The organism is Rhizomicrobium sp., from assembly GCA_037200045.1.
Classification (GTDB): Bacteria; Pseudomonadota; Alphaproteobacteria; order Micropepsales; family Micropepsaceae; genus Rhizomicrobium.
On sequence record JBBCHM010000001.1, the window covers coordinates 274,473 to 287,082 of the forward strand.

Annotated in this window: 14 protein-coding genes; 9 read left to right on the forward strand and 5 right to left on the reverse strand. The window is 64.1% G+C overall.

All coding sequences use genetic code 11. The features are described from left to right. Positions 1 to 44 precede the first annotated feature (44 nt). The 8 genes from WDM86_01185 to WDM86_01220 all read left to right on the forward strand — a co-directional run bounded on the left by WDM86_01185 (position 45) and on the right by WDM86_01220 (position 6,900). On the forward strand, positions 45 to 530 hold the full coding sequence (locus WDM86_01185) for an Hsp20/alpha crystallin family protein (GenBank protein ID MEI9988625.1): 486 nt from the start codon (positions 45 to 47) through the stop codon (positions 528 to 530). 318 nt (positions 531 to 848) lie between these two features. Beyond that, the gene (locus tag WDM86_01190; protein MEI9988626.1) at positions 849 to 1,163 is read left to right on the forward strand and encodes a co-chaperone GroES; all 315 of its coding nucleotides are present in this window, start codon (positions 849 to 851) and stop codon (positions 1,161 to 1,163) included. Positions 1,164 to 1,209: 46 nt separating this feature from the next. Next, positions 1,210 to 2,838 (forward strand): chaperonin GroEL, encoded by a 1,629-nt coding sequence (groL, locus tag WDM86_01195; GenBank protein MEI9988627.1) that lies wholly within the window; start codon positions 1,210 to 1,212, stop codon positions 2,836 to 2,838. Positions 2,839 to 2,918: 80 nt separating this feature from the next. Further along, on the forward strand, positions 2,919 to 3,284 hold the full coding sequence (locus WDM86_01200; protein MEI9988628.1) for a hypothetical protein: 366 nt from the start codon (positions 2,919 to 2,921) through the stop codon (positions 3,282 to 3,284). Positions 3,285 to 3,303: 19 nt separating this feature from the next. Next, positions 3,304 to 3,699 carry a hypothetical protein gene (locus tag WDM86_01205; GenBank protein MEI9988629.1) on the forward strand — a complete coding sequence of 132 codons (396 nt, stop codon included), beginning with the start codon at positions 3,304 to 3,306 and terminating at the stop codon, positions 3,697 to 3,699. A 460-nt stretch (positions 3,700 to 4,159) separates the two neighbouring features. Continuing rightward, a complete protein-coding gene (locus tag WDM86_01210) occupies positions 4,160 to 4,369 on the forward strand; it encodes a hypothetical protein (protein MEI9988630.1) in 210 nt (69 codons plus the stop codon). A gap of 363 nt (positions 4,370 to 4,732) precedes the next feature. After that, a complete protein-coding gene (locus tag WDM86_01215; GenBank protein MEI9988631.1) occupies positions 4,733 to 5,803 on the forward strand; it encodes an LLM class flavin-dependent oxidoreductase in 1,071 nt (356 codons plus the stop codon). Between the two features lie 62 nt (positions 5,804 to 5,865). After that, positions 5,866 to 6,900 carry an ABC transporter substrate-binding protein gene (locus WDM86_01220; protein MEI9988632.1) on the forward strand — a complete coding sequence of 345 codons (1,035 nt, stop codon included), beginning with the start codon at positions 5,866 to 5,868 and terminating at the stop codon, positions 6,898 to 6,900. A 60-nt stretch (positions 6,901 to 6,960) separates the two neighbouring features. Here the strand turns inward: WDM86_01220 and WDM86_01225 are convergent, their stop codons facing one another. Genes WDM86_01225 through WDM86_01235 form a run of 3 tightly spaced genes read right to left on the reverse strand, consistent with a single transcriptional unit; the run spans position 6,961 to position 9,606 of the window. Continuing rightward, positions 6,961 to 7,965: an aldo/keto reductase gene (locus WDM86_01225; protein MEI9988633.1), complete on the reverse strand. Its 1,005-nt coding sequence runs from the start codon at positions 7,963 to 7,965 to the stop codon at positions 6,961 to 6,963. 40 nt (positions 7,966 to 8,005) lie between these two features. Beyond that, complete coding sequence (locus tag WDM86_01230; GenBank protein MEI9988634.1) at positions 8,006 to 8,752, reverse strand: ABC transporter ATP-binding protein; 747 nt, start codon at positions 8,750 to 8,752, stop codon at positions 8,006 to 8,008. Further along, positions 8,728 to 9,606, reverse strand: a complete 879-nt coding sequence (locus WDM86_01235) for an ABC transporter permease (GenBank protein MEI9988635.1) — start codon at positions 9,604 to 9,606, stop codon at positions 8,728 to 8,730. Before WDM86_01235 ends, WDM86_01230 begins: the two co-directional genes overlap by 25 nt. On the opposite strand from WDM86_01235, the gene WDM86_01240 reads away from it, so the two are divergent. Then, on the forward strand, positions 9,605 to 10,540 hold the full coding sequence (locus WDM86_01240) for an NADPH-dependent oxidoreductase (GenBank protein MEI9988636.1): 936 nt from the start codon (positions 9,605 to 9,607) through the stop codon (positions 10,538 to 10,540). The two genes, WDM86_01235 and WDM86_01240, sit on opposite strands and share 2 nt — an antisense overlap. A 2-nt stretch (positions 10,541 to 10,542) precedes the next feature. On the opposite strand, the gene WDM86_01245 is transcribed toward WDM86_01240, so the two are convergent. After that, the gene (locus WDM86_01245; GenBank protein MEI9988637.1) at positions 10,543 to 11,067 is read right to left on the reverse strand and encodes a cytochrome c; all 525 of its coding nucleotides are present in this window, start codon (positions 11,065 to 11,067) and stop codon (positions 10,543 to 10,545) included. Then, entirely contained in the window at positions 11,060 to 12,280 is a 1,221-nt protein-coding gene (gene soxC, locus WDM86_01250; protein MEI9988638.1) for a sulfite dehydrogenase, read from the reverse strand. The genes WDM86_01245 and soxC overlap by 8 nt, the downstream gene beginning before the upstream one ends. Positions 12,281 to 12,610: the final 330 nt, after the last annotated feature.

The following is a 12,610-nucleotide window of genomic DNA, read 5'->3' on the forward strand; positions in this document are numbered from 1 at the left end:
GCGTCGCGGAGCGCGCCGCCCGCTCATCAATGAAGGAGAAGACCATGAACATGCGCAGTCTCATTCCCTGGGCACGCGAAACCGCGTTGCCCGCCAACCGTTCCACCGACGAGCCCAGCCCGTTCCTGTCGCTGCACCGGCAGGTCAACCGGCTGTTCGACGATTTTTTCCGCGACTTCGACGCGCCGCTGGCGCGCGGCTGGTCGGCAGGCTGGCCGAGCGTCGAGGTCAGCGACGGGGACAAGGAGGTGACGGTCGTGGCCGAGCTTCCCGGGCTCGACGAGAAGGACATCGACATCACGTTGCGCGACGGCATTCTGACGCTCAAGGGCGAGAAGAAACACGAGAGCAACGGCGCCGTTTACAGCGAGCGCTGGCACGGGCAGTTCGCCCGCGCGATCCCGCTGGGGTCGGATGTCGATGCCGATAAGGTGAGGGCCGCGTTCAACAAGGGCGTGCTGACGATCACGCTCCCGAAACGGCCAGAGGCGCAGAGCAGCGTCAAGCGCATCGCGATCAATCGCGACTGACGTCCGCGTCGGGTGGCACGCCAGTCCGTTCGCGTGCCACCCGTTCCGCGAATTTGCCTGCGACAGCGGGTGAACCGCCGCCAATTCGGCGGTCAAGTCCGCCGGCTCCGAGGTGGAACGAAGGCAAACGTCGAACGTCCGGCCTGTCCGTTCCAGGTGCCATACCCCCCCAAGTTAACTTATTGTAATTATTAGGTTAGTGCCGGCAGAATTTTTTGGCACTCCCCTCTTGAACCTGCCAGCACGTTTTCTAAATCGACAATCGTCCGGCGCGGAGCCGGGCTCTGGACACCGTTGTTTTGCAATTGGAGGAACTGCATGCATTTCCGTCCCTTGCACGACCGCGTGGTTGTGCGCCGCATCGAGGCCGATCAGAAGACGGCCGGCGGCATCATCATCCCTGACACCGCGCAGGAAAAGCCGCAGGAGGGCGAAGTCGTCTCCGTCGGTCCCGGCGCGCGCAACGACCGGGGCGAGCTGATCGCGACCGAGCTCAAGCCCGGCGACCGGGTGCTGTTCGGCAAATGGTCGGGCACCGAGGTCAAGATCGACGGTCAGGAGCTGTTGATCATGAAGGAGACCGACATCATGGGCGTGATCGAGAAGGTCGCGTCGTTCAAAAAGGCCGCCTGATCGGGGCCTCCAAGCTGTTTGAGCCTAGGAAAGGAGTGAGAGGCAAATGGCTGCGAAGGAAGTCAAATTCTCAACCGACGCGCGCGAGAAGATGCTGCGCGGCGTCGATATTCTGGCAAACGCCGTGAAGGTGACGCTGGGTCCCAAGGGCCGCAATGTCGTCATCGAGAAGTCGTTCGGCGCGCCGCGCATCACCAAGGATGGCGTGACGGTCGCCAAGGAAGTGGAGCTCGAAGACAAGTTCGAGAACATGGGCGCCCAGATGGTGCGCGAAGTCGCGAGCAAGACCAACGATCTGGCCGGCGACGGCACCACCACCGCGACGGTTCTGGCCCAGGCGATCGTGCGCGAAGGCACCAAATCCGTGGCCGCCGGCATGAATCCGATGGACCTGAAGCGCGGCATCGACCTCGCCGTCGAGGCCGTCGTGAAAGACCTCAAGAGCCACGCCAAGAAGGTCAGCGCGAATGACGAGATCGCCCAGGTCGGCACCATCTCGGCCAATGGCGACCACGAGATAGGCCGCTTCCTGGCTGACGCAATGGCGAAGGTCGGCAATGAAGGTGTCATCACTGTCGAAGAGGCCAAGAGCCTGCAGACCGAGCTCGAAGTGGTCGAGGGCATGCAGTTCGACCGCGGCTATGTCTCGCCTTATTTCATCACCAATGCCGACAAGATGCGCGTCGAGCTCGAAGAGCCCTATGTGCTGATCCACGAGAAGAAGCTGTCCAACCTGCAGGCGATCCTGCCGGTGCTGGAAGCCGTCGTGCAGTCGGGCAAGCCCCTGCTCATCATTGCGGAAGAGGTCGAGGGCGAGGCGCTGGCTACGCTGGTCGTCAACAAGCTGCGCGGTGGCCTCAAGGTTGCGGCGGTCAAGGCGCCTGGCTTTGGCGACCGCCGCAAGGCCATGCTGGAGGACATCGCGATCCTGACCGGTGGCACGGCGATCTCCGAGGATCTCGGCATCAAGCTCGAGAACGTCACCCTCGCTATGCTCGGCCACGCCAAGAAGGTCGCGATCGACAAGGACAACACCACGATCGTCGATGGCGCCGGCAAGAAGGCGGAGATCGAGGCCCGCATCAAGCAGATCCGCGGCCAGATCGAGGAGACGACCTCCGACTACGACCGCGAGAAGCTGCAGGAGCGGCTGGCCAAGCTCTCCGGCGGCGTGGCGGTGATCCGCGTCGGCGGCGCGACCGAAGTCGAGGTGAAGGAGAAAAAGGACCGCGTCGATGACGCGCTGCATGCGACCCGTGCGGCGGTCGAGGAAGGCATCCTGCCCGGCGGTGGCATCGCGCTGCTGCGCGCGCTGAAGGCGCTCGAAGGCCTCAAGCCCGAGAATGAGGACCAGCGTGCCGGTGTCGAGATCGTGCGCCGTGCCATCCAGGTGCCGGCGCGCCAGATCGCGCAGAACGCCGGTGCCGACGGCTCGGTCGTGGTCGGCAAGCTCCTGGAGAAGAGCGACTACAGCTGGGGCTACAACGCTGCGACCGGCGAGTATCAGGACCTGGTCCGTGCCGGCATCATCGATCCGGCGAAGGTGGTGCGCACCGCGCTGCAGGATGCGGCCTCGGTTGCGTCCCTGCTCATCACCACCGAGGCCCTGATCGCCGAGAAGCCGAAGCGGGACAAGGCGCCCGCGCCGGCTGGCATGGGCGATATGGACTTCTAAACCTGTCGAAGGCCCGGCCTCGCTGGGCCGGGCCTTCGTCGTTCAATAGACGGCCCTGGAGGAGCCGTGGGAGCAATGCCATGAAGATGGACATTTTGAACAAGATTCTTCACGACGGCGCTATCGTGCCGAAGCGCCACTTCGCCTTCCCGCAAGAGGTGACCGACGATCCATCTCTCAGCACGGAAGAAAAGCGCGCCATTCTCTGCGAGTGGGCCTCGGACGCCTGTGCCGTCCCCTCATTCCCGACCTTGCGAATGCTGCCGGGTACGACCTTTCCGGTGACGTTCTCGGCTGTCATGGATGCACTGGCAGAGTTGGATCGCCAGACCTTCCTGCAAGACGAGGCGCGCGCATCCCGCGGGACTTCAACGGTCGTGCCGCTGCCCCGCAGGGACCGCGCCTCGCCCTTACGGTCCGCGACAGCGCAGCCTCTGCAAGCGTGATCCAGCCCAGGAGCAGACGATGTGCGCATCGGCGGACAAGCTGATCACCGGCGCGGCGGTGCTTCTTTTCGTAACCGTCGCCACCGTTTCACCTGCGAAGGCGGAAGCGCTCGAGTGCAAGGATACGATCCTGAACGAACCGGCGTTTCATCTGCGCACCGATGTCCAGAACTCCACCGTAACGCTGGAGCCGACGCCGAGTTCGTTCATCGCCCCGCAGGGGATTTACACGCTTCCCGCGCAGCAGGCGAACGGCGCGCTCAAATGGGCGATGCCGCACGCTCTGGGCACGCTGGAGTTTGTGCTCGACGGAAAGACCGGCGCCGTGACCGTCGACCGGCTCTCAAGCGGTCGGCGCGAAAACTACGCAGGCTTTTCATGCACGAAAGCCACGGACACAAGTCCGCAAACCTGAACGTGTCGAAATGGAGAAAGAGATGAGACCCACGCGAAACAGAATCGCCTCCCGGCTTCTGGCCTCATGCCTTGCGCTCGCCACCGTGCCGAGCGTGGCCATAGCCGCAGTTTCAAACCCGCCCAGCAACGCCGCGGTGACGAATGCGGCGCCTCCTTCCGGGCAATATGCGCCGCCGCCGTCTGGTGCCGAAACCTCGGGATCGGCATATGACGATCGCGCTCAGCGCTATGATCGCGACTATGCCGATCATTATTCGCACTGGGCCGCGCAGAATTGTGTCGATGAACGCAATAGCAATACCGCGGCGGGCGCCATCATCGGCGGTGTCCTCGGAGCTGCCCTTGGCGCAGGTGCCAGTCACGGGCATGCGGCCGGAGCTCTCGCAGGCGGCGCGGTTGGTGCGGTCGCCGGCGCTGCGGTCGGAAATGCGAGCACGGCCTGTCCGCCCGGATATGTCGTGCGCGCCGGTTCGCCGGCCTTCTACTATGATGGCCCGATCTATTACGGTCCCGACGTGGTTTACGGTCCGGCCTGGTATCAGCCCTGGGTGTGGGTCGATGGACATTGGATCTACCGGCCCTATCGCTACTGGTACTGGTATCATCCCGTCTACTGGCGCCCGGGCTGGCATGCGGGGCCTTGGCACTATTCCTATCACCGGTGGTGAGCCCCTTCGATCCCTACGCGGATGGCCCCTTAGGGGGAACAAGTCGGATGGAGTCTGGCAGGTAGCCGAGCGGCTCGGGCCTTAAAGCCTGAACCGCTGCTATCTGCTTCTGCCCGAGCGCCGGGTTCATCGTTTAGTGCAGGTCGATATCTCCGGCTGGCCCTGCGGGTCGCCGGGATTAGCATCGGTCACCGCGGACTCCGGCTGCATAGCGTTACCAATATTGGATAGCGCGCTGACGCAGAAGCGACACGAGGCTAGTTCCAGCCCAATTGCATCGGCTCCGAATGGGCTTGCAACACACAATGATTCATACCATACCATATTACTATATAATGTGAACTCCAGGTGTGCGAGCCTTCCATGAGCGATGCGGCGGAATTCCTCTGGTACATTCCCAATCAAATCATACCTGGGCATCGCGGCGATTCGGCCGGCGAAGGCCATAACAGCCTGGATACCCTCACCCGCCACGCGAGGGCGCTGGAAGATCATGGCTGGAAAGGCGCGCTGATCGGCACCGGCTGGGGACGGCCTGACACCTTTACCGTTGCGACCGCGCTCACCGCGCGGACGACCAGCTTCGAGCCCTTGATTGCCATCCGTCCGGGATACTGGCGACCGGCCAACTTCGCCTCCGCCGCGGCCACCCTCGATCATCTTTCGGGCGGCCGCGTGCGCATCAACATCGTTTCGGGCAAGGACAATTTGGCGGCCTATGGCGACAGTGAAGGCGACCAGGCGCACCGCTATGCCCGGACCAAGGAATTCATGCGGCTGATCCGCCGGCTCTGGACCGAGGAGAATGTCACCTTTGCGGGCGAGCACTTCCAGGTAACCGACTCCACCGTCCAGCCGCGCCTTCCCGCGCGAGGAGACCGCAAGCATCCCAGGCTTTATTTCGGCGGCGCGTCGGAAGCGGCCGAACGGGTGTCGGCGACGGAATCCGATGTCCAACTCTTCTGGGGCGAGCCGCTGGACGGGGTGCGCGAGCGCATCGAGCGCCTCAAGGCGTTGAGCAAGCAGCTGGACCGCGATTTGCCGCCGCTGGAATTCGGCTTGCGGATCACAACCTTCGTGCGCGACACCGCCGAGCAGGCTTGGGCCGATGCGGAAGCAAGGGTCGCCGAGATGGCCAAGAAGACGGAGGATGGCTTCGACTATCACCGTCGCTCGGTCGCGGTGGGCCAGCAGCGGCTGCTGAATCTGCAGGCGCGGGGCGACGTTCTGGACGACAATCTCTACACCGCGCCGGGCAGGTTCGGCGGCGGCGGCGCGGGTACGACCTGGCTGGTCGGCTCGGCGGCGGATGTCGCAAGGTCGTTGAAGAAATACCGCGACCTGGGCATTTCCCATTTCGTGCTGTCGGACACCCCCTACTTGAACGAGATCAAGCGACAGGGCGATCAGCTGCTTCCGCTGTTACGCGACTGACAGTCGTTGCGCGGGCAGGGTAAAACCATATCGATGTAGTATACATCCACAAGGCGATGGAAATGGGCTTGCGCGTTTCGACGATCGTTGCCGCCGTTATGGCGGTCCTGCTGGTCGCGCCGGGCGTTAGCGCGGCGGACTTGCCGCTCAATGCGCCGCTGCCCGACAAGGTTCCTCCCGGCACCACGCTGGTGGTGGGCGGTCCCACGCTGGAGACCGCGTTCAGGCTCTCGGGCGAGTTGCAGAGGCTGCCCTTCAAGGTGGTCTTCACCACGTTCAGCGGCGGCCCGGCGGTGCTGGATGCCTTCCGCGCAAACGCGCTGGATGTGGGTTTGGGCAACGACATCCCGGCGATCCATGAGACTTTCATCGGTTTCGATGTGCGGATCGTCGCGGTGGCGGGACGGCGCGGCGGCACAAGCGGCGTGTCGTTCGGCATCGCACCGGGCGCGAACATCCGCACGCCGGCCGACCTGCGCGGCAAGCGTATTGCCTACAGCGCCGGCCAGGCCCAGGGCTCGGTGGTTTTGCGCACCCTCAGCCGCTATGGCATCGCCAAGGATCAGGTGACGCTGGTGCCGCTGCCCTCCCGCAACGACGTTTATGTCAATGCGCTTAAATCGCACCTTGTCGATGCGGCGCCGCTCGGCGCCACCGTTTTCACCAAGCACTACATCGACGATTTCGGCCGGGACGGCGCCAGAATCCTGACGCCGGCGGGCGTGCCGGAAAATCCGATCAACCTGTGGGTGAGGACCGATACACTGAAAGATCCGGCCAAGGCTGCGGCGCTTAAACTGTATCTGCAGGCTTACATTCGGGCCCAGCACTGGGTGGATACCCACCGGGAGCAATGGATCGACGCTTATTATATCAAGAACCAGGGCCTTTCGCATGCCGATGCGGACTATCTGGTGAGCAGCACCGGCGCGTTCGTCTTCCTTGCCAACTGGGACCAGGCCATCCGCGACGAGCAGGAAACCATCAACTTCATGGCGCGGGAGACGGGGCAGAAGCCCTTCGATGCGCGCACGATCTTCGACCGACGCTTCGAGTCCGTTGCGGCGCAGGCGCTGGGCGCCAAGATCGGGAAATAGATAGGCGACAATAAAAGGGTCGGGCGGCGACGCGGGACTTTCTTTTCGAACCTAGCCCGATCAGGCAACGATGCGGCCCTGATAAGGGTGGCCGGGATCGTTGTAGCCAGGCGTCGAGGGATGGCCGGTAGCGACGAAGCGGTCGATCAGCGCTTCATCCTCCGCTGTGAAGCGGTAGGCGAGGGCCGGGACATAATCCTCCCACTGCGCCAGGGTGCGAGGCCCGGTGATCGCCGACGTGATCAGCTTGTTGTTCAGCACCCAGGCCAGGGCGAACTGGCCGGGGGTGATGCCGAGCGTTTCGACATGGCGCTTGATCGCCTGCGCCAGCTCCAGCGATTCCGGCCGGTATTCGGTCTGCTGCATGCGTACGTCCTTGCGGCCGGCGCGGCTGTCCGGATCGGGCGCTTTGTCGGGATCGTATTTGGCCGTCAGCACACCGCGCGCCAGGGGGCTGTAGGGCACAACGCCGACACCGTAATGGAAGCAGGCGGTGAGATGTTCCTGCTCGATCTGGCGGTTGGCCAAATTGTAGAGCGGCTGGCTGGCGGCCGGACGGTCGACGCCCAGCGCGTCGGCGATATGCGAGAATTCGGCGATCTTCCAGCTGCGGTGGTTGGAAAGGCCGTAATAGCGCAGCTTGCCGGCCTTGATCAGGTCGCCCAGCGCGCCGACTTGTTCCTCCACCCGCACATCCCGATCCTCGCGGTGGATATAGACCAGGTCAATATAGTCGGTGCGAAGGCGCTTCAGGCTGGCCTCGACCGCCTGCACGATATATTTGCGCGAGGCGCCGCTCTGGTTGGGCCAGACGCTTTGGCCGCCGGCGAATTTGGTCGCCAGAATCCACTTGTCGCGGTTGGGCGCGATCAGCCGGCCCACCACGTCCTCCGATTTGCCGGCATTGTAGACGTCGGCGGTGTCCAGGAAATTGACGCCCTGCTCGAAAGCGCGGGCGGCAATCTGTCCAGCCACGGCTTCGTCGGTCTGGTTGCCGAACATCATGGTGCCGAGGCAAAGCGGGGAAACCTGGATGCCGCTACGGCCCAACTGACGATATTTCATATTTTCCACTTCAAGGATGATCGATGCGAAGGCTGTCGGCTCAGATGGCGGCCAGTGCCTCTTCGGGACTGGCATAGACGCCCATCTGGGCGAGCAATCTGGCGCGCAGAGCCCGCCGGCCCGTGCCATTGCGCGTCTGGGGATCGACGGCGAAATCGGTGACCAGCTTGCCTTCCTCCAGCACGACGATCCGGTCGGCCAGCTTGATGGCCTCCTCGACATCATGGGTGACCAGCAGCACGGCGGGGCGGTGACGCTGGCACAGGCGACGCAGCAGATCGTGCATGCGCAAGCGCGTCAGGGCATCCAGGGCGCTGAAAGGCTCGTCGGCCAGCAGCAGGTCGGGCGCGCGCACCAGCGAGCGCGCCAGGGCGGCGCGTTGCTGCTCGCCGCCGGAAAGCTGGTTCGGCCAGGCAAAGGCGCGGCTGGTAAGTTCGACCTCTTCCAGCGCCTGCACGGCGCGCTTTTTTACGTCCGGCCCTTGCAGGCCCAGGGTGACATTGTCGATCACCCGCTTCCAGGGCAGCAGGCGCGCATCCTGGAAGACCACCGAGACATTCTGCGGCACCACCAGTTCCCCGGAGCCGGCGACGCCGTGGTCGAACTGCGCCAGCGCCCGCAGCAGCGTACTCTTGCCGGAGCCGCTGCGGCCCAGCAGGGCCACGAACTCGCCCTTTTGGATGTCGAGGTCCAGGCCGTTGAGCACACCGCGGCCGCTGAAGCCGCGCGTCAGGCCGCGGACCCGCACGGTGGGAAAGGCATTCAATTCGCGAAGGTGCGCTGCCATGACAAGGCTCTTTTCTGAATGAGGCGGACGACCGCGTCCGAGGCGAAGCCGAGCGCGGCATAGACCACCAGGCCCACCAGCACGACGTTGATCTGCCCATAGCTGCCGGCCAGGTTGATCATGTAGCCGATGCCGCTGGTGGCGTTGATCTGCTCGACCACGACCAGCGCCAGCCAGGCGCCGGTGACGCCGAAGCGCAGGCCCAGCAGCAGGCCTGGAAGCGCGCCCGGCAGCACGACATGCCAGATGAAGCCGGGATAGCCGAGGTCCAGCGAGTCGGCCAGCTCGATGAATCGGCTGTCGATACCGCGCAGATAGGAATGAACGTTGATGTAGACCGGGATGAAGACGGTGATCGCGATGATGATCACCTTCATGGATTCGCCGATGCCCAGATACAGCATCAGCAACGGGATCAGCGCCAGGGTGGGAATGGCGCGCTTGATCTGGATGATGCCGTCGACGAGATATTCGCCGAGGCGGCTGAGGCCCGAAACCAGCGCCACCAGCACGCCCGCGGCAACGCCGATGCCGAAGCCCTGCGCCACGCGCAGCAGCGACACCAGCAGATTATCCTGCAGGCGACCGTCCGCGATCAGGTCGCGCGCGGTGCTGACCACGGTCCAGGGCGCAGGCAGCGAGCGTTCGTCGATCGCGCCGGTGGCTGAGCCGATGATCCAGGCGGCCAGCAGCAGGATCGGTCCGAAGGTCCAGCCATAGCGGATGGGCTTGCCCAGCCGCAGCGAACGCCGCCGCCGCGCCACCGGCTTGGGCTCAAACGGGGAGGATGCCGCAATGCCGGCGGGTTCGGGAACGGCAGATACGAATTTGGTGTCAACACTCGCGATCGACATGGCGGTTCCTGTCACCGGTCCGATTACCGTGTTAAAGTCTATCTATCTCATAGAGATTGAACAAGACGGTGCCGTCGGCGTCGCAAGATATGGAAACCGGAGTTTTTCGATGATCAGCCAGGCCCCTGAATCCCTGTTTTGGGCGCGCAACCGCGATCCCGACAGTCCTGCCCCCGGTCCCTGGAACGATGTTGTCGCCGGCTTGGTCAATCACCGTTCCGTGCGCAACTTCGCCTCTGCCGCCCTGCCGCAGGGATTGGCGGAGACGCTGGTGGCCGCCGCGCAATCCGCCGCCAGTTCCTCAAACCTGCAGACCTGGAGCGTGGTGGCGGTGGAAGACGCCGCGCGCAAGGCGCGGCTCAGCGAACTGGCCGGGAACCAGGCTTTCGTCCGTCAGGCGCCCCTGTTCCTGGTCTGGCTGGCGGATCTGTCTCGCAATGAGCGCGTGGCGGCGGAGCGTCAGATCAAACTGGAAGCGATCGATTATCTGGAGACGCTCTTCATCGGCATCATCGACGCGGCACTCGCCGCCCAGAATGCGGTAGTAGCGCTGGAATCGCTTGGATTGGGTGCTGTCTATGTCGGCGCCATCCGCAACAAGCCGGAACTGGTGGCCACCGAACTCGGATTGCCGCCGCGCGTGATGGCGGTGTTCGGCCTGGCTGTCGGCTATCCCGACCCGACGGTGGCCAGCGGCGTCAAGCCGCGCTTGCCGCAGCGCGCGGTGCTGCATCGCGAACAGTATGACAAGACCCCACAGCCCGAAGCGGTGCTGCACTATGACGCCCAGATGAGCGATTTCCAGCGCGAGCAGAACATGGATGTGATCGGCTGGCTGGGCCGCACCATACCGCGATTGAGAAGCGTCAAGTCGCTGGCGGGACGCGACCGCATGCGCGAGGCGCTGGCCAATCTCGGCTTCGAGTTGCGGTGATCTCAGCGTGTGCGGGGCCAGACGGTCCGGAAGCCGTCGCGGTTGGGCATTTTCACCGCCGCCAAATTGGTCGCGTCCAACACCGCGTCGCCGGGTACGATTTTGTCCACCGACAGGATATAGGCGCATAGCGCATAGGCGTCGTTGGCACTCAGACTGCGCGGCTGGTTGATCGGCATGGCGGCGCGGATATAGCCGAACAGCGTTGTGGCGTAAGGCCAGTAGCTGGCGACGGTGCGTAACGGATGGGGCGATGTCAGCGAGCCGACGCCGCCGGTCAGGCGATCCGCCGGACCACCCGCGCCGGCCTCGCCATGGCACATGGCGCAGCGCTCGGCGAAAATGGCTTGCCCTTCGGCGACGCTGCCATGGCCCGGCGGTAGATTGCTGCCATCGCGACCCGGCAGAATGTCCCAGGCCGCGATGCGGCCCGGATCGGCGGGCTCTCCGAGGTGCGGACGCGGCGGCGCGGCGAAGGCTGTGCCGCAGAAGAGGACCAGGAGAAGGGCAAGAACCACGCTACGCATAGACGTTGTGGACCTTGCCATCGGCGTCGACCTGCCAGCTCTGGATGGCGTTGTAGTGATAGCCTTGGCCGGGCGCGAACCGCGCAGCCCATGCCGCGTGGCTGGGCTGATGATTGCCGGCGCTATCGACGGCCCGGCTTTGCAGCAGGACGGGCTTGCCATCCCAGGCCCATTCCAGGCGGAAACGGGTGAGGCTTTGCGGTAGCACCGGGCTCGACAGTTCGGCCTTCTGCCAATGCCGCCCGCCATCGGCCGTGATCTCCACGCCGCGTATGGCGCCATGGCCGGACCACGCCAGGCCGGTGATCTGCTGATAGCCGGGCGCGAGCGTCATTCCCACCGACGGCGACAGGATCACCGATTTGATCGGCATGATGAAATCGAACTCGCGGGCGGTGCCGTCGCGCTGAAGCTGCGTGTATTTGGAAGTCTCTTCGCGGGTGAAGACCGGCTCCTTCACCAACTTCAAGCGCTGCAGCCACTTTATATTCAGATTGCCTTCCCAGCCCGGCATGAAAAGACGCACGGGATAGCCCTGCTCGGGACGCAAGCGTTCGCCATTCTGGAATAGTGCCAGCAGGCCCTGCTCATAGACAGGTTTAAGCGGCAGGCTGCGTGCCATGGAGGCCGCGTCGCCGCCTTCCGCCACGATCCAGGCGGCATCGGGGTGAATCCCGGCTTCGTCGAGCAACAACTCCACCGGTACGCCGGTCCATTCGCTGCAGGAGACCAGTCCGTGGATCAGGTCCACCGAGGTCTGGGGCGGCGCCGCGGCGGCGTTGGCGCCGCTGTTGCCGCCGCACTCCAGGAACGCGATGCGGCTGACACGGGGATAGCGCAGCAGCGCCGGAACCGAAAATTCCAACGGCCGCTCGACCAGCCCGTGCAGAAGAAGCCGATGGGTGGTGGGATCGATCTGCGGCACACCGGCATGGTGCCGCTCATAGTGTAGCCCGCTGGGCGTGATGATTCCGTCCAGCTTGTGCAAAGGCGTGCGGGACGAGGCGGTGCCCGGCGAAATCTGCGGCGCCAGCGGCGTCGCGAGCCGTTTCACGTCGGCCTCTACGGGAGCCGGCGTGCCGTACGGCGCACCCGGCGCTGCCGGCGTCGTCATGGCGGGTGTGATGAAGTTCTCTGCGCGAGCGGCCGCCGGGGCCATGGCACCCAGCACGCCGGCTTTGAGAAGATTGCGGCGGTCAGTTTTGCGGATCATGACGCCATGGCAGAGGAACGCGCCTCTCGCGGAAGAAGCAGACGCTGATACTATATCAACTAGATATAGTAAAGTGTTGTTCAGCTGCGGTGTCTCTTCGCGCGAACGATACGCATACCACTTCGGTCATATCGGCGTGTCGGCCTGCAGATGCCAGAAATGCAAGGATCACTGCGATGCCCGCACAGCTCGAAACGAAAAGCGTCTATTGACTCGATAGCAGTCAATATATATCGATTTACTAGAGTATGAATTGTGCGGGGATGCGGAGCGGGGGCCAAAGGGCAAGTAAAGCGGTGTTGGCGTCTGCGATGCCATATCGACGGTCAT

Bases quoted from the DNA above. Each gene is read 5' to 3' on its own strand.
- WDM86_01225 (MEI9988633.1), bottom strand. From the start codon at position 7,965: ATGAAATATCGTCAGTTGGGCCGTAGCGGCATCCAGGTTTCCCCGCTT.
- WDM86_01220 (MEI9988632.1), top strand. From the start codon at position 5,866: ATGGGCTTGCGCGTTTCGACGATCGTTGCCGCCGTTATGGCGGTCCTG.
- WDM86_01235 (MEI9988635.1), bottom strand. From the start codon at position 9,606: ATGTCGATCGCGAGTGTTGACACCAAATTCGTATCTGCCGTTCCCGAA.
- WDM86_01190 (MEI9988626.1), top strand. From the start codon at position 849: ATGCATTTCCGTCCCTTGCACGACCGCGTGGTTGTGCGCCGCATCGAG.
- soxC (MEI9988638.1), bottom strand. From the start codon at position 12,280: ATGATCCGCAAAACTGACCGCCGCAATCTTCTCAAAGCCGGCGTGCTG.
- WDM86_01205 (MEI9988629.1), top strand. From the start codon at position 3,304: ATGTGCGCATCGGCGGACAAGCTGATCACCGGCGCGGCGGTGCTTCTT.
- groL (MEI9988627.1), top strand. From the start codon at position 1,210: ATGGCTGCGAAGGAAGTCAAATTCTCAACCGACGCGCGCGAGAAGATG.
- WDM86_01185 (MEI9988625.1), top strand. From the start codon at position 45: ATGAACATGCGCAGTCTCATTCCCTGGGCACGCGAAACCGCGTTGCCC.
- WDM86_01200 (MEI9988628.1), top strand. From the start codon at position 2,919: ATGAAGATGGACATTTTGAACAAGATTCTTCACGACGGCGCTATCGTG.
- WDM86_01245 (MEI9988637.1), bottom strand. From the start codon at position 11,067: ATGCGTAGCGTGGTTCTTGCCCTTCTCCTGGTCCTCTTCTGCGGCACA.
- WDM86_01215 (MEI9988631.1), top strand. From the start codon at position 4,733: ATGAGCGATGCGGCGGAATTCCTCTGGTACATTCCCAATCAAATCATA.
- WDM86_01230 (MEI9988634.1), bottom strand. From the start codon at position 8,752: ATGGCAGCGCACCTTCGCGAATTGAATGCCTTTCCCACCGTGCGGGTC.
- WDM86_01240 (MEI9988636.1), top strand. From the start codon at position 9,605: ATGGCGGTTCCTGTCACCGGTCCGATTACCGTGTTAAAGTCTATCTAT.